Source organism: Cnuibacter physcomitrellae (assembly GCF_014640535.1).
In the GTDB taxonomy this organism is placed as follows: Bacteria; Actinomycetota; Actinomycetes; order Actinomycetales; family Microbacteriaceae; genus Cnuibacter; species Cnuibacter physcomitrellae.
Map to the genome: position 1 here is coordinate 1,244,916 of NZ_BMHD01000001.1, position 18,970 is coordinate 1,263,885.

Consider the following 18,970-nt stretch of genomic DNA (forward strand, 5'->3'; position numbering starts at 1 on the left):
CAGTGCCGCGCGTGTCCTCCGTTCAGCGGACCAGCACGTCGCGGACCGCGAGCAGGTAGCTCCGTCCGAACCGCTGCGAGGGCTCGAGCACGGCCCCCTCCGCCCACTCGTTCCAGGCGTTGACGAAGACCACCCGCTGGTCGGGATCGCGGTCGGCCACGGCTCCCACCGCCGCCGACAGCCATCGGCGGAACGTGTAGGGGTTCGCTCCCCACCACATGTCGGGCTGCCACTGACGCCGAGCGGTGTTGTCGAAGTTGACCATCACACCGGGATACCGATCGGCCTCGGCCCCGTCGCGGAGCAGCGTCTGCTCGGCGTCCTCGGCCATGGCGGCATAGCTCAGGAAGTTGCCCTCGAAGCGCTCGTCGAACCCGAACACGTCGCGAGGCAGCCCCGCCCAGAGCTTGTTGTGCGGGGCGAACTCCAGGTAGCCGTCGAGGCCCTGGTCCGCCGGGCGCCCCACGATGCCCTGCATGCTGGCGCCGACGTCGACCGTGAGGAGCGTCAGGCCCGGCAGCCCCGCCTTGACGGCCTCGGCCCTCCAGTAGTCGACGACCGACCGGTGCTCGGGGAGCTGGGTGATCCGGTACACCGCCAGGACGGGCTTGCCGTCGACGCGGATGTACCGCTCGTCGAGGAGCAGGTGCATGACGTCGTGGATGAACTGCTCGGCCGGGACGCGGTCGTAGTCCTGGGCGATGAGCACGTTGCTCTCGCTGCCGTCCCAGCGCCTGGTCCAGTTCTCGTTGGCCCACATGATGCAGAACGGCTGATCGCGGTCGCTCGCGGCGAGATCCTCGATGGGGAGGTCCATCAGCTTCTTGCCCGCGAACCAGTAGTAGTAGTACATGAAGCCCTCGATGCCCATCGAGGTCGCCAGCTCGTACTGCGCATCGCGGACGCCCGGCGTCCGGAGGTCGTAGAACCCGAGCTCGCTGGGCAGGAACGGCTGCACGTGGCCGTGGTACAGCGGGCGGGCCGCCGCCACGTTCGACCACTCGGTGAAGCCCTTCTCCCACCACTCGTCGTTCTCGGGGAACGTGTGGAACTGCGGGAGGTAGAAGGGGATGACACGGGCGCGAGGGCCACGGGTCGCCTCGACCTCGTAGTGCCGCCAGGCCTCCTGGTCGATCTCGGCGGACAGCTCGGACGCCGTCCTGATGTCGTACCCCGCCTCGATCGCCGTCAGGCCGAGCACGCGCTCGACGCCGTGCGCCGTCGTGCCGTCGACCTGACCCTGCTCGGGCTCGAAGTCGTCGGCGCTGAGCTCGAACGACCGGAGCGCCTGCAGCAGGAAGCCGCGGATCCAGTAGATCGAGCCGGCGGCGAACCGCAGGTCGTCGAGCTCGAGGTCGAGCTGGATGCGACGCAGCAGCGAGCCGACGATGTCGACGTCGCCGCCCCAGAACTCCGGCCCCAGGACGTTGCCGTCGGAGGTCAGGATGCCGAGCGACGGATCGGAGGCGAACTCCCCGAGCACCCGCTCGACGACGGACGCCGATCCGATCAGCTCCTCGAAGAACGCCTCCCGCCACTGGTCCCCCGAGCCCTCGAGCTCGCCGTGGGCCTGTCGCCACTCGCTCTTCTTCGTGTGGACCTTGAACACGAGCTCGTAGGGGTCGAGCAGGCCCGCGTTCGCGAGCGAGACGAGCGGCAGGATGTCGCGGCCGTGGTTCTCGATGGGCAGGATCTGGATGCGTGCCGCGCGCGGCAGGAGGTCCGGATCGATCTCCACCGGCTCACCGGAGGCGTTGGTGACGAGCAGGTCGAAGGGCACGGGAATCGCGGCGAGCGACTCCACGATGCCCGGCAGCAGGTCGGTGTAGTACACGTGGACCACCACGCCGACCCGGGCGCCGGTAGGCGTCCGATCGATGAGCTTCTTCCACCCGCCCGGGTACAGGGCGCGCAAGCGGCCGTTGCGGCCCGCGGCCCAGCGCCCGAAGTCGGCCGGGAAGGTCCCCGGCTCCTTCGGCTTCGGGGTCTCCGCCAGCCTCTCGCCGATCCGCTTCAGCAGTCGTCCGCTGCGGCGCTTCGCACCGCCGATCGTGTACCTTCTCATGTCCCTGTCCCACTCTCGACCTGTCGTCGAACGGCCCGCTTCACATCCACTCCCGAGGGTCGACACCATAGGTGCGCTGGATCACGTCGGGCACGTCGCGTCCGTCGCCGACGATCGAGGGATCGCGGAGCAGCTCGCGCTTGACGAACGGGAAGCCGAGCTCGACCATCCGCCGCCAGCCCAGGATCACGGGGTTCTGCGAGTAGCGCACGACGAGGTTGTAGTCGAGCCAGGCGCCCGTCACGTAGCCCTCACCCTGCAGGAGACGGTTCAGGCCGAGCTCGTACATGTGGATGATCTTGGACTTCACCGTCTGGTCGGGGAGGTCGTGCCAGAACTTGCGCAGGACGTGGTCCTCGAGGATGCCGCCGCGGAAGCCCACGAAGAAGCTCTGGAGGTGCGGCATGAACTGGGTGGTCCAGGTCGAGCCCCAGACGTCGTAGAAGCTGTCCTCGAAGTCGCGCACCAGGGGCTCGATCGAGGCGAACGGACCGACCAGGCTGTCGTTGGTGATCAGCACGTAGGGCGCTCGCCTGATCTCGGGGAAGAGCTCGAAGGCGGTCGCCCAGGATCCGAAGTCGTAGCCGATGTTGGGCTTGCGCACGACGAGGGCGTCGTTCTCCGGCAGGCCCGACCAGTCGAGCGGCGAGTCGTCCTCGCTCGCCCGGACGACGACCACGGAGTAGCCCTGCGTCTCGAGGGCGACGACCATCTCCGCCAGCGACCGCGAGACACGCGGGCCCGGGCCCCAGCTCGCCACGACGGCGTACCGGTCGGAGGCCGCGAGCGCGGTCCTCGACCCCTCGAGGCGCGCCACGGGGAGGACGCGCTCGAGGACGGTGGGCGCCGCCATCAGGTCCAACCGCCGTTGAGCCCCTTGCGGCGCCACATCCTCAGCGGTCGGGTGATCCGCCACGAGAGGGAGCGGCGCATCGACTGGGTCTGCGCGGCGAAGCGCGCGGCCTCGCCCCTGCTGCCCTTGAGCCGCTGCCGGAGCTCCTCGGTCTCGGCGTTCGCCCGCGCGAGCTGCGAACGGAGAGCGGTGAGCTCGCGTCGCAGCTCGGCCAGCTGTTGCTCAGCGGACCCCGACTCGCTCATCCGTCGCCTCGAATCACTCGTACACCCCTCGATCGCCCTCCGTCGACGTGCAGAGGGAAACCCAGACATAGTACAGGGGCGCGCTGGGGCGAACGGACGAACGGCCCGGCGCGACGGGTCAACCGACGAGCACGGTCGTCGTGGCCACCCCCTGGTGATCGGCGTCGACGAAGCCGAGCGCCAGGTCCCAGGTGCCCGTCGCCCCGGCCGGCAGAGTGACGGCGAGATCCGCGCAGTAGGTGACCGTTGCGTCCGCCTGCCCCGCCACCTGGGCATCGACGGTGGTGCTGCCCTGGCTGGCCGTCGCCACGCACATCCCGGTGCTGCTGACGAGATCGGTGACCATCCCCGCCACGCGGATCTGGCCGGAGCCGCCGTCGTACTGCGTGTTGAGGATCTGGACCGTCACCGTGCTCGGCTGAGGGGTCGACGACGGGCTCGGAGACGCGGTGGGCGAGCCCGGGGCCGGCGAGGTCGAGGGTGCCGTGGGCCTGGGAGAGGACGTGGGCGACGACGTGGCGGACGGCGTGGACGTCGCGGTACCGGTCGAGGGCGACGCCGGCCCGGGGTCGACGCAGCCGGAGAGGCCGAGCGCGAGCGCCGTCGCGGTCGCGGCGACGACGAGGCCCGAACGGGCGGAGCGGATCAGCGGGTCACGGCGCATCATGGTTCCGATACTAGGAAGCCGTGCTCCAGAAGCCCGCAGACCCACCGGCGATAGGCTGAGCCGGTGCCCGCCCGACGGCGGCCGACAGTGAGGAAGAGCGTGGATCCGGACATCCCCGAGGTCGTCTCGGTCATCATCGTCAACTATCGAGGCGCGTCGGACGTGCTCGAGTGCGTGCGAGGGCTCGACGGTCTGGACTGGCCCCGGGACCGGCTCGAGATCGTCGTCGTCGAGAACGGCTCGGGCGACGACAGCGAGTCCGTCCTCCGGGCCGCGTTCGCGGGGCGCGACGACGTCCGACTCATCGTCTCCGAGGTGAACCTCGGCTTCGCGGGAGGGTCCAACCTCGGCGCCGGCGCCGCGAGCGGGAGCATCCTGGCCTTCCTCAACAGCGATGCGCGCCCCGACGCGGCCTGGCTCACCGCGGCCGCGACCGCGTTCCGCTCCTCGTCCGACATCGCCGCCGTCGCCAGCAAGGTCCTCGACTGGAACGGCGAGACGGTCGACTTCGTGGGCGGGGGCCTGACCTGGTTCGGGATGGGCTACAAGGAGCACGAGTCCGAGCCGGACGACGCCCGCTTCGACCGGGAACGCGACGTGCTCTACGGCACCGGCTCCGCGCTCCTGGTCCGCTCCGAGGCCTTCCGCGAGGCGGGCGGGTTCGACGAGCGCTACTTCATGTTCTTCGAGGACGTCGACCTCGGGTGGCGCCTCAACCTCATGGGGTTCCGGGTCCGGTTCGTCCCGTCCTCGACCGTGTTCCACCGGCACCACGCCTCGATGGGCTCGTTCGGCGCCTATCGCGAGACCTACCTCCTCGAGAAGAACGCCCTCGCGACGCTGTACAAGAACCTCTCGGACGAGAACCTCGCCCGCTTCCTCCCCGGCGCGATGGCCCTGCTGGCCCGGCGCTCGGTGGCGAAGGGCGGCCTCGACTCGACCTCCCTCGACATCCGGAGCTACAGCGACGCCGCCGACGAGTCGTCGGCCTCCACCGAGGTGCCCAAGGAGACCCTGGCCGGGCTCTACGCCCTGGACCGCTTCGTCGCCGACCTCCCCGGGCTCGACGCCGATCGCGCGCGCATCCAGCAGGAGCGGCGGCGGACGGACGGCGAGCTCTTCCGGCTCTTCGGCTCCATGATCCACCCGCTCCTGCCCGACTCGGAGTACCTCGAGGGCTTCCGCTCGATCGTGGACGTGTTCGGGATCGAGGAGGCTCCCGCCCGCCGGCGGGTGCTCGTCATCACCGGTGACGCCCTCGGCGAGAAGATGGCGGGTCCGGGCCTGCGGGCCTGGAAGGTGTGCGAGGCCCTCAGCGCCGAGAACGATGTGCGCCTGCTCACCTGGAACGCCGCGAACCGCGCGTCGGACGCGTTCGAGGTCGCGCACGTCGACCTGCAGAACGAGCGCCAGATGCGGGTGCACGAGCAGTGGGCGGACGTGATCTTCTTCCAGGGCTACGCGCTGCACCACTACGAGACCCTCCAGCAGTCGGAGAAGGTCATCGTCGCCGACCTCTACGACCCGATGCACCTCGAGCAGCTCGAGCAGGGCCGGGAGTTCGGCGGCGAGCGCTGGAGCGCCCAGGTGCGCTCCGCCACCGACGTCCTCAACCAGCAGCTGGCCCGCGGCGACTTCTTCCTCTGCGCCTCGGAGCGCCAGCGGCTGTTCTGGCTCGGCCAGCTGGCGGCGCTGGGCCGGATCAACCCGGCCACGTACTCCGCCGACGACACCCTCGAGGAGCTCATCGCCATCGCCCCGTTCGGCATGGACTCCACCCCGCCCGAGCACACCCGGCGCGCCCTCCGCGGTGTCGTGGACGGCATCGGCGAGGACGACAAGGTCGTCATCTGGGGCGGCGGCATCTACAACTGGTTCGACACCCGCACGCTCGTCAGGGCGATCGGCGTCGTCGCGGAACGTCATCCCGACATCAGGCTGTTCTTCATGGGGGTCGCCCACCCGAACCCCGACGTGCCCGAGATGGCGATCGTCTCGAGCACACGTCGCCTCGCCGCGGAGCTCGGCCTGACCGACCGCCACGTCTTCTTCAACGACAGCTGGGTGGCGCTGAACGACCGGCAGAACTACCTGCTCGAGGCCGACCTCGGGGTAAGCACCCACTACGAGCACATCGAGACCACCTTCTCGTTCCGCACCCGCATCCTCGACTACCTCTGGGCAGGCCTCCCGATCGTCGCCACCCGCGGGGACGGCTTCGCCGACCTCATCGAGCAGGAGGGACTCGGTGCGGCCGTGCCCTCCCGCGACGTCGAGGCCCTCGCCGCAGCGCTCGAGTCCGTGCTCTACGACGAGGGGAAGGCGGCCGACGCCCGCGCCGCGGTCGCCCGGGTGCGGGAGCGGTTCACCTGGGAGAGGACCCTGCGCCCGCTCGTGGAGTTCTGCCGCGAGCCCCGGCGCGCGCCCGACCTCGCGTTCCGAGCGGGACTCCCGGATCTCCCGGGAGCCAGGCGGGGGGCGGCCCGGACCCCGGAGGAGCGCTTCCAGGCGATCTCGGCCCGCAGGCACGGCCTGAGCCGGGATCTGGCCCTGGCCAGGCACTACCTCACCACCGGCGGGATCAGCTCTCTCGCCGGCAAGGTCCAGTCCAGGATCACGCACCGGCGGGCCTCGCGAGGGTGAGCGCGCTCCGGCGGGGGCTCAGCCTTTGTGCTGTATCCTCGAACCCGCCGACGCCCCTGTCGGTCGCACTTGAGCCCCAGGAGGTCGCATCGTGACGGACCTGCTCGAGACATCCGACGCCCGGGCCGCACGCCTCGCCGAGACCCCCTGGCAGGATGCCGGAGCATCGTCGGGAGTCGCCGCGAGCGCGTCATCGATCCGCGAGATCTGGGACCACCGCCGCCTGCTCGGCCTGCTCACGCGGCGCGAGCTGAAGGCGCGGTACAAGGACAGCGCGCTCGGGTTCGTGTGGAGCCTGATCAAGCCGCTCACCCAGCTGCTCATCTACTGGCTCGTCATCGGCCAGTTCCTCGGCGCCGCCCGCGGGATCCCGGACTTCGCGGTCTACATCTTCGGCGGCCTGACGATCTACACGCTCTTCAGCGAGATCGTCGGCGGCGGCACCGGGTCGATCATCGCGAACGCCGGACTGGTCAAGAAGGTCTACCTGCCGCGCGAGATCTTCCCGCTCGCGGCCGTCGGCTCGGCCCTGTTCAACTTCGTCATCCAGTTCGTCATCCTGCTGATCGCCGCCCTCGCGTTCGGCACGCTGTCGTTCGGCCCGCATCTGCTCTACGGTGTGGGGTCGATCGTCCTGGTGCTCCTCTACGGCACCGCGATCGGGATCCTGCTGGCCGCGCTCAACGTCTACCTGCGCGACGTCCAGTACCTCGTCGAGGTGGTGCTCCTGCTGATGATGTGGGGCTCCCCGATCCTCTACACCTGGCAGCAGGCGTCGACCTCGCTTCCCGGCTGGCTGACCGAGATCTACATCGACAACCCCGTCACGCTTGCCGTGCTCGGCTTCCAGGAGGCCATCTGGGCCGATCCGGGCGGCAGCTTCTCCCTCCCCCAGCTCGGCGTCCGCATGCTGATCGCCGCCGCCGTCGGCGTCGTGCTGCTGTTCGGCGCTCAGCGCATCTTCCATCGACTGCAGGGCGACTTCGCCCAGGAGCTCTGATCGTGGTCTCACACGTCCCCGTCGTCCAGGTGAACGACGTCTCGAAGCGGTTCGTCATCCGGAAGGAGAAGAGCCTCAAGGAGCGTCTGCTCAACTGGGGCCGCTCCCAGAAGTTCAAGGAGGACTTCTGGGCCCTCCGCAACGTCTCGCTCGAGATCGACTCGGGATCGACGATCGGGCTCATCGGCTCGAACGGCTCGGGCAAGAGCACCCTGCTGAAGACGATCGGCGGCATCATCCAGCCGACCTCCGGGACGGTGCGCCGGCGGGGTCGCCTGGCCGCCCTCCTCGAGCTCGGAGCGGGCTTCCACCAGGACCTCACGGGGCGCGAGAACGTCTACCTGAACGCCTCGATCCTCGGGCTGACGAAGAAGCAGACCGACCTCTACTTCGACGACATCGTCGACTTCTCGGGCATCCGCGACTTCATCGACACCCAGGTGAAGTTCTACTCCAGCGGCATGTACGTCCGGCTCGCGTTCGCCGTCGCCGTGCACGTCGACCCGGACCTGCTCCTGGTCGACGAGGTGCTCGCGGTCGGCGACGAGGCCTTCCAGCGGAAGTGCCTCGACAAGATCCGCTCCTTCCAGGCAGAGGGACGCACGATCGTCCTCGTCACCCACGCACTCGGCCAGGTCACCGACCTCTGCGACCGGGCCGTCCTGCTCAGCAAGGGCGGCGTGGTGTACGACGGCGCGCCGTACGTCGCGGTGCGCGACTTCCGCGAGCTGCTCGAGGAGCGCCGGCAGTCCGAGGAGGCCGCCCACGGGGGCACCCCCGTCCCCGGCGAGTCCGCGCGGGTCGCCGAGGTGAGCGTCCGCGCCGAGGGCCGCGACCCGGGCGAGGCGGTCCAGCCCGGGGACGACCTCATCGTCTCCGTCACCCTCGAGAACGAGGGCGAGGAGCTCAGGGGCTGGGCGGTCGAGCTGCAGATCGACAACGTCATGGGGCAGGTCGCGTACGGCACGGGCAGCGCCCGCCTCGACGCGCAGCTGTCGCCGCTGGGTCGACGCCGCACGGTCGAGTTCACCCTCACCGACGTCAACTTCGGCTCCGGGAAGTACTTCGTCAACGCGACCCTGGTCGACCTGGACCGACGACACCTCCACGAGCTGCCGCAGGCCGCCAGCTTCGAGGTGCCGCACGACGAGCTGTCCGTCGGCGCCGTCCACTCGATCCCGCGGTTCGCCGATCTCGGCTGAGCGGGTGGAGGGCCTCCGCGTCCGAGCCGTCGTCGTCAACTGGCGCCGGCCCGACCTCACCTCGGCCGCCGTGGCGTCGCTGGAGCGTCAGACGGGCCTGGATGGCGTGGACTTCGGCATCGTCGTGGTCGACAACGGGTCCGGCGACGGCTCGGCGGAGACCCTGCAGGCACGGCACCCCTCGGCCGCGCACGTGGCCAACGAGACGAACCGCGGCTTCGGCGCCGCAGTCAACTCGGCCATCCGGTCCCATCCCGCCGATGCGTACGTCCTGCTCAACAACGACGCGGTCGCCGACCCGGGGTTCGTCGCGGCTCTCCTCCGCGGCCTCCGTGAGCCGGACGTCGGTGCGGTGACGGCGCGGATCCTGCTCGCCGACCCCTACTCCCCCGTGCCCGCATCAGCGCCGGACACACCGCGGACGGTGGTCGACGCGGCCGGCACCCGATGGGCGCCCGATGCCGCCGGCGCGGTCCTCGTCAACAGCACGGGCAACGAGGTCACCGCGAGCGGGAACGGGCGGGATCGCGACTGGCTCACGCCGGCGTCGGACGCGCGCGGCTCCGACGACGTGTTCGGGTTCTCCGGGGGCGGCGCGGCGATCCGCGGCGCGGCCCTCGACGAGGTCGGCCTGTTCCTGGAGTCCCTCTTCATGTACTACGAGGACACCGAGCTCTCCTGGCGTCTGCGCCGGCGAGGTTGGCGCATCACCTACGCGGCGGATGCCGAGTCCCGTCACGCCCACGCGGCGTCGAGCGGGACGGGATCCGAGCTGTTCCGGTTCTGGAACGAGCGCAACCGCGTGGTCGTCGCCGTCCGGCATGCACCGCTCCGCGTCTGGGCGACGGCGCTCGTGCGCACCACCGCCAAGGCGGCGGCCGCCACCCTCCGGTCACCGCGTTCGGCCGAGGCACGTCGGCGGCGGCGGTCCCTGTCCGCGGCCGTCCGGGCCCTCCCCGGCGCCTGGGCGGCGAGGCGGAGGGTCGACCGTTCGGCGACGGTGAGCCGCGCTGCGGTGGCGCAGTGGCTGGTCCCCGACCGCGCCAAGCCGCCCGCCGGGACGCCACCGACTAGGCTGAAGAGCCGATGACGAGTGCACGAGGGACGACCGGGTCGGACGGGGCGTTGCCCATCCTCCTCGACGCCACGTCCCTCCCCCCGAACCGCGGCGGCGTGGCCCGGTACATCGTGGGGCTGCTCTCGGGGCTCGACAGGCTCGGACACTCGATCACGGTCGTGACGAAGGAGCGGGACGTCGAGTCGCTGAGATCCGCGGCTCCGAGCCACCGGTACGTGCTCGCACCCAAGGCCGTCGACGCTAGACCCGCCCGTCTGATCTGGGAACAGGTCGGGCTCCCGCGTCTGGCCAGGAGGCTCGGGGCCCGGGTCGTCCACTCCCCGCACTACACCTTCCCGCTGCTGCGCCGCGGGGCCTCGGTCGTGACCGTCCACGACGCCACGTTCTTCACCGATCCCGCCGTGCACTCCCGCCTCAAGAGGCTCTTCTTCACCACGTGGACCCGGCTGGCGCTCCGCCGCGCCCGCGCGATCGTGTCGCCGAGCCGCGCGACCATCGAGGCGCTGCGAGAGCACGTCGGCCGCATCAGGGGGTCCGCGGTCGTCGCGTATCTGGCGATCGACGCCGACGTCTTCCGCCCACCCGCGCCCGAGGCCGGGGAGCGGTTCGGCGCGCAGAACGATCTGCCTCTCGAGCGCGGCTGGATCGCCTTCCTCGGCACGATCGAGCCGCGGAAGAACGTGCCCGCCCTCATCCGGGCCCACCGCACCCTCACGCGGACGCGCGCCGCGGAGGGCCGGACCACGCCCGTCCTCGCGCTCTCCGGCGCCCGCGGGTGGGATGCGGAGGCGGCCTCGCTCCTCGACACGCGCCCCGAGGGCGTGCGCGAGCTCGGCTACCTGCCGATCGACGACCTCCCCGCCTTCCTCGGCTCCGCAGCGCTCGTCGCGTACCCGAGCCTCGGCGAGGGGTTCGGCCTCCCCGTCCTGGAGGCGATGGCCTGCGGATCGGCCGTCCTGACGACACCGCGGCTCTCCATCCCCGAGGTCGGCGGCGACGCCGTCGTGTACTCCGAGCCCGACGAGGCCTCGCTGACCGCCGCCCTGGCCGACATGCTCGACGATCCCGCGATGACCGAGCGGCTGCGATCGGCCGCGGTGCTCCGCGCGGCGGAGTTCACCTGGGAGGCCTGCGCTCGCGAGCACCTGCGGGCCTACGCTGACGCGGGGGTGACACCATGAGCGCGACCGATCGGACGGATCCCTGGCGGGTGGCCGTCGTGACGGTGAGCTACGACTCCGTCAAGGAGCTCGAGTCGTTCCTGGGATCGATCGACGCCGCATCGCGGCCGGCCGACGAGACGGCCGAGGGCCCGGCGGTGCGCGTCGAGACGCACGTGGCCGACAACCACCCCGAGTCGGGTCAGGCGGGCGCCGTCCGCGACGTCGCCGCCCGTCACGCCGCGTCGTACACCGCCATCGCCGGCAACCCGGGATACGGCTCCGCCGTGAACGCCGTCGTCCGCACGCTCGATCCCGGGGTCGACGCCGTGCTCATCAGCAACCCCGACGTCGTGCTCGGACCCGCGAGCATCGTCCGCCTCACCGCCGCACTCGCCTCCGACGACTCGATCGGGGCCGCCGGTCCGCGCATCCTGGAGGCCGACGGCACCGTGTACCCGTCGGCCCGGGCCATCCCGTCGGTGGTGAACGGTGCCGGACACGCGCTCTTCTCGCGGATCTGGCCGGGCAATCCGTGGACCGCCGCGTACCGCCAGCACGAGTCGGTCCCCACCGAACGCGACGCCGGATGGCTCTCCGGAGCCTGCCTCCTCGTGAGGCGGTCGGTCTTCGACGAGCTGGGCGGGTTCGACCAGGCCTACTTCATGTACTTCGAGGACGTCGACCTCGGCTTCCGCCTCGGCCGGCTGGGCTACCGCAACGTCTACGCTCCACGTGCCGTCGTCACGCACACGGGCGCCCACTCGACGGCCGAGTCGTCCGAGATGATGCTTCGCGCGCACCACGACAGCGCCAAGACGTTCCTCACCCGGAGGTACCCCGGTCGCCTCCTGTGGCCGCTGCGCGCCGTGCTCGGCCTCGGCCTCGACATCCGGAGGGTGAGCGCGACCCGGAGGAGCCGCCGCGGCGACGGGTAGACTGGACGTTCTGACGATGCCTCGTTGGTCCAGAACCCGAATCTCACCCGGAGGCACCCATCGCATTCGAACGCGCACCCGAGATCGAGAGAGCCCTCCGAGACGAGTATGACGCGCTCGCTCGCGGAGACCATCGCGCCGGACCTCGCGGCCGGCTCCTGTTCGCCGTGTCCACGGCGGACCTCGACGAGGGCAAGGGCGACGTGTACGTCGCCCTGGGGCTCTCGCGGGCCCTGGCGGCCCGAGGGTGGGGCGTCGCCCTGCATCCGATGTCGGACTGGGGCCGGCGGACGCCGGATGACGTCGACGCCGTCATCGTCATGCTCGAGAGCTTCGTGCCGGGCCTCCTCGCCCCGACGACGGCCGCGATCGCGTGGGCGCGGAACTGGATCGACGCCTGGTCCGAGCTGCCGTACCTGAGCGAGTACGACGGCGTCTGGGCCTCCTCCCCCGCGGCCGCCTCGACGCTTGCCGTGCCGTACGGCGACGAGGTCGCCGTCGTGCCGATCTCGGTCGACGCCGACCTCTTCTCCCCCTCCCCGTCACCCGTCGACCGTGAGGCCCTCCTCCTGACGACGGCCAACGGCTGGGGGTCTCCTCGGCAGCTCGACACCGTCCTCCACTCCGTGTCCGAGTCCGTGCCCACCACGATGTTCGGGGTCGGGGACCCCGACACCGCGCCGCCGGCGGCGGACCACCGGGGAGCGGTGAGCTACTTCTCCCTGCCCGACGCGTACCGTCGGTCGTGGTTCGTCCTCGACGACGTGATCGCTCAGGCGCGGGTGTACGGCTGCCACAACAGCCGGCTCTTCGAGTCGATCGCTGCGGGCAGCATCCCGATCACCAACGAGAGCCTCGGCCTCGACGCCCTCGGGCTCGAGGAGGTCCCGACGTACCGGGACTCGGCGGACCTGATCGCCACGATCGAGGGTCTCCACGCGGATCCGGCGACGTACGCCGCCCTGTCGGCACGACTCCAGGAGCGGGTCCGGTCGGCTCACACCACCTCCCTCCGAGCGGAGCAGGCGGAGGACCTCGTCGACGTCGCCGTCGCGCGCGCCCGGCAGAGTCCGCGGCCGCGCCCCATGCTCACCTGGGCCGCCCGGGAGCGCTGGTCCGCCATCGCCTCCTCGACCACGGCCGCCCTCCACGCGGACAGCATCGCCGAGCTGCAGCACGAGATCACCCGGCGCGAGGAGGAGGTCGAGTCACTCGAGCACGCCCTCACCGCCGCCCGAGCGGACGCCGCCGAGCTCGGCGAGGAGGTCGACCGGCTCACCACCGAGCGCGACACGCAGGAGGACGACCTGAGCCTCGTGCGCCAGGAGATCGCGACGCTGTCCTCCTGGCCCTCCGTCCGCGGCGAACGCCGCCTGAGGGCCCTGGCGACCACCGTCCTCCGCCACCTGCGGCCACGCCGTCGGAACACCTAAACTCGGATGACCATGATCGATGCGCGCTCCCCCGCTGACCCTTTCGCCGAGATCGACCTCTATCGACCCACGCGCGTCGACGTCCCCAGCGCCTGGTACGGCCATGTGCCCTTCGGCCACTGGCTGGTCGGCGCCGTCCGACCCGACCTCCTCGTCGAGCTGGGCACGCACAACGGCGTCTCCTTCTCGTCGTTCTGCGACGCCGTGATCGCCGCAGGGCTCCCGACGACCTGCTACGCGGTCGACACCTGGGCCGGCGACTTCCAGGCGGGCGAGTACGGCGAGGACGTCTGGGTCGACTGGAGCGCCTTCTGCGCCCGGCGCTACGGCGACTTCACGCACCTGCTCCGCACGACCTTCGACGAGGCCGCGGAGCAGTTCTCCCCCGGCTCGATCGACCTGCTCCACATCGACGGCCTGCACACCTACGAAGCGGTGCGGAACGACGTCGACCGGTGGCTTCCGAAGGTGTCGAGCCGCGGGGTGGTCATCATGCACGACATCGCCGAGCGCGATCGCGAGTTCGGTGTCTGGAGGGTGTGGGACGAGCTCAAGGCCGCCTACCCCTCCTTCGAGTTCCACCACGAGCACGGGCTGGGGGTGCTCGCCGTCGGGGCGGACGTCCCCGAGGCCCTGCGCCCCTTCGTCGAGGCGGACGAGACCGAGGCCTCGCGCCTGCGCGCTCGCTTCGCCGCGGCCGGAGAGAGGCTGAAGCTCGACGAGGAGCGGCTCGACCTGCACCGCCGACTGGCCCAGTCGTACCGGGACCGCGAAGCGGAGATGGAGCGGGCGCAGCAGTACGAGTCCGAGACGTCCGCGGAGGCGACGGCCCTGCGGGGCCAGGTGGGGCGGATCTCGGCCGAGAACGAGGCCCTTCAGGCTCAGATCAGGGAGCTGCGCACGAGCACGTCGTGGCGGGTGTCGGCCCCCGTCAGGGCGGCCGGGTCGGTCGTCGCGAAGCTGAAGGGGCGCTAGGCCCCGCCGCGACGACCGCGGACCGCGAGGACGTCGGCGAGGAGCGTCTCGGCTCTCCTGTCGAAGGAGTGACGAGCGGCGACGTCGGCGGCGATCTCGCGCATCCTCGCGTCGTCGGGCCATCCCGGCTCCGCCGGATCGAGCAGCGCGGCGAGCTCCTCCTGCGTCGCAGCGAAGCGCACGGCACCGCCGAAGTCGGCGTCCTTCGACTCGACCGGGTCGGAGACCACCCTCGCCCCCGCAGCGACGGCGTCGAAGAGCCGGTTCGAGAGGAATCCCTCCTCGGCCATCTCGCGCCAGTGGTCGTTCAGGACGATGCGGGCGCCGCGGTAGGCGTCCGGCACGCGGGCGTTGTCGAGGAACTCGGCGGCGACGTGCGACGGGTCGATGAAGTCGCCCCATCCGTCGCCGTAGATCGTCAGGTCGGCGCCGACGGCGACCGCGTCGCGGACGATCGGACGGAAGACGCGTCGCGTCTTCCCCACGAAGAGGACGTCGCTCGCCAGCTCGTCGCCCGAGCGCCGCGGGGTGAACCGGCCGGGCGCGGTCGCCTGGGGCAGCGCCCGGACCGCGACGCCGTCCTCGGCAGCGATCCGCGCCGCCCAGCGACCGGAGGCGGCGTACCGGAGGTCGAAGCGGCGGAGCTCCTCAACGTCACGGCACTCGGGATGGCTGATCACCCAGATCACGTTGACCGCGCCGGGAACGAGCTCGGGTCGATGGAGGCCTGTGAGCTGGAGCACGACATCGTCGCGCAGACGGGCCACGGGCCGGATGCGCTGCTCGAGGCGGTCGACGTAGACCTCCTGGCCGAGCCGGCGCAGAGCCGCCGCGAGGTCCTCCGCGTAGTAGACGTCGCCCCAGACGTCCCCCGCGGGGCCGGCGGGAGCGGAGATGCGGAGGGACCACGTCAGCCGGGGAGCGCCTCGCAGGCGTCCCACGGCGCGGCGCACGCCCCTCCGGACGGCGAACGCGCCCTTGCGCGCCCGCCGGAGGATCCCGCTCACCGGCTACGACTCGCCGGCGATGAGCTCCTGCAGATACGCGCCGTAGCCGCTCTTCACCAGCGGCGCGGCGAGCTCGGCGAGCTGCGCGGTGTCGATCCACCCTGCGCGCCAGGCGATCTCCTCGATGCAGCCGATCTTGAAGCCCTGACGGTCCTCGATCACACGCACGTACTCGGATGCCTGCATCATCGACTCGAACGTTCCGGTGTCGAGCCACGCGGTGCCGCGATCGAGCACCTGCACGGTGAGGGTGCCGCGCTCCAGGTAGCGCTCGTTGACGGTGGAGATCTCCAGCTCGCCGCGCGCGCTCGGCTCGATCGACTTCGCGATCTCGACCACGTCGTTGTCGTAGAAGTAGAGACCGGGCACGGCGTAGTTGCTCTTGGGCTGCGCCGGCTTCTCCTCGATGGAGAGCGCACGGAACTCGTCGTCGAACTCGACCACGCCGTAGGCCTTGGGGTTCGACACGTGGTACGCGAAGATCCGGGCGCCGGTGAGCTCCTCGTTGTTCCGGAGCGAGGACCCGAGACCGACACCGTGGAAGATGTTGTCGCCGAGGACGAGGGCGACGGACTCGTCGCCGATGAACTCCTCACCGATGATGAACGCCTGCGCGAGACCGTCGGGCGAGGGCTGGACCGCGTACTCGAGACGGATGCCCAGGCTCGATCCGTCGCCGAGGAGCGCCTTGAACTGCTCGTTGTACTCCGGCGTCGTGATGATGAGGATCTCGCTGATGCCCGCCATCATCAGGGTCGACAGCGGGTAGTAGATCATCGGCTTGTCGTAGATCGGCATCAGCTGCTTGGAGATGCCCTTGGTGATCGGCCAGAGCCGCGTGCCGGAGCCTCCGGCGAGGATGATCCCGCGCATCAGCGACCACCCTCCGTCGCACCGCGGCTCAGCGAGTCGTAGAACGCCCGCGCCTCGTCCCAGGTCGGGAGGAGCCCGGACGCCGCCGCCTCGCTGAGGCCGGGGGCGTCGGTGTCCTTCGGAGAGAGCAGCAGCTCGCCGGCGGCCTCGGGGAACACCAGGCCCACCTCCTCGTCGAGCGGGTTGATCCCGTGCTCGCGCTCCGCGTTGAAGGTGCTCGAGACCAGGTAGCTGACGGTGGCGTCATCGGTGAGCGCGACGAAGGCGTGACCCAGGCCCTCGGCCAGGTAGATGCCGCGGCGGTCGACGTCGTCGAGGAGCACCGAGTCCCACTGACCGAAGGTCGGCGATCCGACGCGGATGTCGATCACGAAGTCGAGCACGGCGCCGTGGGTGGCCGTGACGTACTTGGCCTGGCTCGGCGGGATGTCGGCGAAGTGGATGCCGCGCACCACACCGCGCTTGGAGACCGAGGTGTTCGCCTGCGCGAGGTCGAGGGGGTGTCCGATCTCGGCGGCCAGCCTGTCGAAGCGGTACCACTCGAGGAACACGCCACGATCGTCCGGGAACTGCCGAGGGGTGATCTCGTAGCTGTCCGGGATGCTCAGTTCTCTGAATTGCACCCGTGCAGTCTAGCGGGGGCGGAATGAGCGGACACCGTCGAGCACCCGCTCGACCTCCGCATCCGTCATGCCCGCCCAGAGGGGCAGGCGCACGAGCCTGTCGTGGAAGCGGGCGGCCCGATCGAGGGGACGCACCCTCCTGCCGTAGCGGAGCCCCGCGGGTGCGCTGTCGAGCGGGATGTAGTGGAACGCCGCGCGCACGCCGCGCGCCTTGAGGTGCGCGATCAGCGCCTGCTGGTCCTCGTGCTCGGGCAGCAGCAGGTAGTAGAGGTGAGCGGAGTGCTCGAGACCCGGCGCGGCCGACATCGTGTCGACGCCGTGCTCCCCCGCCCAGTCGGCGAGCCCTGCCGCGTAGGCGTCCCACACCGCGCGCCGCCTGCGCTGGATCTCGTCGAAGGCGGCGAGCTGGGCGTCGAGCACGGCGGCGTTGAGCTCGCTCGGGAGGTAGCTGGACCCCGCGTCCTGCCAGGAGTACTTGTCGACGGCGCCCCGGAGGAAGCGCGAGCGGTCGGTTCCCTTCTCGCGGATGATCTCCGCGCGGGCGACGTAGCGCTCGTCGTTGATGAGGAGGGCGCCGCCCTCGCCGCAGTGGACGTTCTTGGTGTCGTGGAAGCTCTGCGCCCCGAAGGCGCCCTCCGTGCCCAGTCGACGTCCGCCGGAGACGCCGCCGAGGCCGTGGGCGTTGTCCTCGATGATCGGGATGCCCCTCGGCCGGGCGATCGCCTCCAGCGCGTCGAGGTCGGCGGCCACTCCCCCGTAGTGCATGACGGAGATCGCGCGGGTGCGCTCGGTCACGGCCTCCGCGACGGACTCGGGGTCGACGTTGCCGGTGCGGGGGTCGATGTCGGCGAAGACCGGCGTCGCGCCGCGCGTGACGATCGCCGTCGCGGCGGACGGGAAGGTGAACGTCGGCAGCACGACCTCGTCTCCCGGTCCGAGGTCGAGGAGCATCGACGCCATCTCGAGCGCGTGCGTGCAGGACGTCGTCAGCAGGACGTGCCCGGCCCCCGTGATCTCCCGCAGGCGCGCGGTGGCGGAGGCGGTGAAGACCCCGTCGCCGTGCGAGTGGTCGGACCGCAGGACCCGGTCGAGGTTCTCCAGCTCGCCGGGCGCCCGGAACGGCCGGCTGAACACGACGTCTCCCCCACCGGAGTCTCCCCCCGCCACCGTCACAGCGTCCGCGGGGAGGGGGTGTCGGACATGACGGTCTCCGGGTCGTCCACCACGAGATAGAGCGGACGGCCCATCGAGACGCTGAGCGAGACGCCGATGTACTCCGCGATCACGCCGAGCGAGACGAGGACGGCGCCGAAGCAGATCAGCATGACGACCATGGTCGAGCCCCACCCCTCCACCGAGTCGCCCTCGCCGACGATCATCGCGACGATGACGTACACGGCGAGGAGGAACCCGATCGCCGCCAGAGCACCGCCCAGCACGCTCACGAGGCGCAGGCCGCGCGTCCCGCTCGTCAGCACCATCCGCCAGAAGTAGGCGAAGAGGGAGCCGACCGTGTAGCTGGAGACCCGGCCGTCGTCGGAGCGCAGCCGGGTCGGGACGGTCGCCACCCGGTTGGTGACCCAGGACAGCGCCACGTCGAGGTAGACGCCGGTCGCCGCGAACTGCGCGAGCTTACGGGCCATGTCGCCGCGGATGAGGCGGTAGCTCTGGAACAGGCGCGCATCCGGCGTGTCGAAGACCCGGCCGAGCAGCGACTTCGACGATCGAGACGCCACCGACCGCACGGCGCCGTGCGGTCGCTCGTTGGTGAAGTCGGCGTAGACGACGCCGGCACGCTCCTGCACGGCGGCGTCGAGGAAGAGCGGGATGGCGGCCGGGTCGTGCTGGCCGTCCTCGTCCATCGTCACGATCCAGCGGCCCGTGGCGCGGGCGAGCCCCGCGATCGTCGCGGCGTGCTGACCGAAGTTCCGGCTGAGCCACACGATCCTGACGAACGGATGCCGGGCGGCGAGGTCCCGCATCACCACGTCGGAGTGGTCGGGGCCGTTGTCGTGCACGAGGACCACCTCGTCGACGCGGTAGGCGATGCCCCCTGGCGTGACGCTCGTGTGGGTGAGAGGCTCGAGCTCGGACACGACCGACGCCAGCGTGCGCTCACCCTGGTAGACGGGGATCACCACCGACACCGAGTAGGCGGCCTCCCCCAGCTCGTCCTGTTGCACGGCGGAAACGTATCATGTGGATTCG

At 70.9% G+C, this 18,970-nt stretch carries 17 protein-coding genes; 8 read left to right on the forward strand and 9 right to left on the reverse strand.

Annotated features, from left to right (window positions below; genetic code table 11):
* Positions 1-22: 22 nt before the first annotated feature.
* The 4 genes from IEX69_RS05805 to IEX69_RS05820 form a co-directional block, all read right to left on the reverse strand.
* The gene (locus IEX69_RS05805; RefSeq protein ID WP_085020133.1) at positions 23-2,065 is read right to left on the reverse strand and encodes a glycoside hydrolase family 99-like domain-containing protein; all 2,043 of its coding nucleotides are present in this window, start codon (positions 2,063-2,065) and stop codon (positions 23-25) included.
* 40 nt (positions 2,066-2,105) lie between these two features.
* Positions 2,106-2,918 (reverse strand): rhamnan synthesis F family protein, encoded by an 813-nt coding sequence (locus IEX69_RS05810; protein ID WP_085020134.1) that lies wholly within the window; start codon positions 2,916-2,918, stop codon positions 2,106-2,108.
* Entirely contained in the window at positions 2,918-3,163 is a 246-nt protein-coding gene (locus IEX69_RS05815; protein WP_085020135.1) for a nucleotide exchange factor GrpE, read from the reverse strand. Before IEX69_RS05815 ends, IEX69_RS05810 begins: the two co-directional genes overlap by 1 nt.
* Before the next feature lie 118 nt (positions 3,164-3,281).
* Entirely contained in the window at positions 3,282-3,830 is a 549-nt protein-coding gene (locus IEX69_RS05820; RefSeq protein WP_085020136.1) for a hypothetical protein, read from the reverse strand.
* 99 nt (positions 3,831-3,929) lie between these two features.
* On the opposite strand from IEX69_RS05820, the gene IEX69_RS05825 reads away from it, so the two are divergent.
* The 8 genes from IEX69_RS05825 (at position 3,930) to IEX69_RS05860 (ending at position 14,259) form a co-directional block, all read left to right on the forward strand.
* Entirely contained in the window at positions 3,930-6,473 is a 2,544-nt protein-coding gene (locus IEX69_RS05825; protein ID WP_085020137.1) for a glycosyltransferase, read from the forward strand.
* A gap of 91 nt (positions 6,474-6,564) precedes the next feature.
* A complete protein-coding gene (locus IEX69_RS05830; RefSeq protein ID WP_085020138.1) occupies positions 6,565-7,473 on the forward strand; it encodes an ABC transporter permease in 909 nt (302 codons plus the stop codon).
* 2 nt (positions 7,474-7,475) lie between these two features.
* On the forward strand, positions 7,476-8,675 hold the full coding sequence (locus tag IEX69_RS05835) for an ABC transporter ATP-binding protein (RefSeq protein ID WP_229756243.1): 1,200 nt from the start codon (positions 7,476-7,478) through the stop codon (positions 8,673-8,675).
* 4 nt (positions 8,676-8,679) lie between these two features.
* Positions 8,680-9,765 (forward strand): glycosyltransferase family 2 protein, encoded by a 1,086-nt coding sequence (locus tag IEX69_RS05840; protein WP_085020139.1) that lies wholly within the window; start codon positions 8,680-8,682, stop codon positions 9,763-9,765.
* On the forward strand, positions 9,762-10,934 hold the full coding sequence (locus IEX69_RS05845; protein WP_157127212.1) for a glycosyltransferase family 4 protein: 1,173 nt from the start codon (positions 9,762-9,764) through the stop codon (positions 10,932-10,934). The genes IEX69_RS05840 and IEX69_RS05845 overlap by 4 nt, the downstream gene beginning before the upstream one ends.
* Positions 10,931-11,851, forward strand: a complete 921-nt coding sequence (locus IEX69_RS05850) for a glycosyltransferase (protein WP_085020140.1) — start codon at positions 10,931-10,933, stop codon at positions 11,849-11,851. The genes IEX69_RS05845 and IEX69_RS05850 overlap by 4 nt, the downstream gene beginning before the upstream one ends.
* Before the next feature lie 167 nt (positions 11,852-12,018).
* On the forward strand, positions 12,019-13,284 hold the full coding sequence (locus IEX69_RS05855; RefSeq protein ID WP_085020141.1) for a glycosyltransferase family protein: 1,266 nt from the start codon (positions 12,019-12,021) through the stop codon (positions 13,282-13,284).
* A gap of 6 nt (positions 13,285-13,290) precedes the next feature.
* Entirely contained in the window at positions 13,291-14,259 is a 969-nt protein-coding gene (locus IEX69_RS05860; RefSeq protein ID WP_157127213.1) for a class I SAM-dependent methyltransferase, read from the forward strand.
* On the opposite strand, the gene IEX69_RS05865 is transcribed toward IEX69_RS05860, so the two are convergent.
* From IEX69_RS05865 to IEX69_RS05885, 5 genes are read right to left on the reverse strand one after another with little or no spacing between them, the layout of a single operon-like run.
* Positions 14,256-15,266 carry a glycosyltransferase family protein gene (locus IEX69_RS05865; RefSeq protein ID WP_085020142.1) on the reverse strand — a complete coding sequence of 337 codons (1,011 nt, stop codon included), beginning with the start codon at positions 15,264-15,266 and terminating at the stop codon, positions 14,256-14,258. The two genes, IEX69_RS05860 and IEX69_RS05865, sit on opposite strands and share 4 nt — an antisense overlap.
* 3 nt (positions 15,267-15,269) lie before the next feature.
* Positions 15,270-16,139 (reverse strand): glucose-1-phosphate thymidylyltransferase RfbA, encoded by an 870-nt coding sequence (gene rfbA / locus IEX69_RS05870; RefSeq protein ID WP_085020143.1) that lies wholly within the window; start codon positions 16,137-16,139, stop codon positions 15,270-15,272.
* Positions 16,139-16,762, reverse strand: a complete 624-nt coding sequence (locus IEX69_RS05875; protein ID WP_085020144.1) for a dTDP-4-dehydrorhamnose 3,5-epimerase family protein — start codon at positions 16,760-16,762, stop codon at positions 16,139-16,141. Before IEX69_RS05875 ends, rfbA begins: the two co-directional genes overlap by 1 nt.
* 9 nt (positions 16,763-16,771) lie before the next feature.
* The gene (gene rffA, locus IEX69_RS05880; protein ID WP_085021506.1) at positions 16,772-17,929 is read right to left on the reverse strand and encodes a dTDP-4-amino-4,6-dideoxygalactose transaminase; all 1,158 of its coding nucleotides are present in this window, start codon (positions 17,927-17,929) and stop codon (positions 16,772-16,774) included.
* A gap of 2 nt (positions 17,930-17,931) precedes the next feature.
* Entirely contained in the window at positions 17,932-18,945 is a 1,014-nt protein-coding gene (locus IEX69_RS05885) for a glycosyltransferase (protein WP_217348610.1), read from the reverse strand.
* Between the last annotated feature and the right edge of the window lie 25 nt (positions 18,946-18,970).

Excerpts from the sequence above, each read along its gene's own strand:
- IEX69_RS05805 (WP_085020133.1), bottom strand. The coding sequence starts at position 2,065 with ATGAGAAGGTACACGATCGGCGGTGCGAAGCGCCGCAGCGGACGACTG.
- IEX69_RS05810 (WP_085020134.1), bottom strand. The coding sequence starts at position 2,918 with ATGGCGGCGCCCACCGTCCTCGAGCGCGTCCTCCCCGTGGCGCGCCTC.
- IEX69_RS05815 (WP_085020135.1), bottom strand. The coding sequence starts at position 3,163 with ATGAGCGAGTCGGGGTCCGCTGAGCAACAGCTGGCCGAGCTGCGACGC.
- IEX69_RS05820 (WP_085020136.1), bottom strand. The coding sequence starts at position 3,830 with ATGATGCGCCGTGACCCGCTGATCCGCTCCGCCCGTTCGGGCCTCGTC.
- IEX69_RS05845 (WP_157127212.1), top strand. The coding sequence starts at position 9,762 with ATGACGAGTGCACGAGGGACGACCGGGTCGGACGGGGCGTTGCCCATC.
- IEX69_RS05850 (WP_085020140.1), top strand. The coding sequence starts at position 10,931 with ATGAGCGCGACCGATCGGACGGATCCCTGGCGGGTGGCCGTCGTGACG.
- IEX69_RS05860 (WP_157127213.1), top strand. The coding sequence starts at position 13,291 with ATGACCATGATCGATGCGCGCTCCCCCGCTGACCCTTTCGCCGAGATC.
- rfbA (WP_085020143.1), bottom strand. The coding sequence starts at position 16,139 with ATGCGCGGGATCATCCTCGCCGGAGGCTCCGGCACGCGGCTCTGGCCG.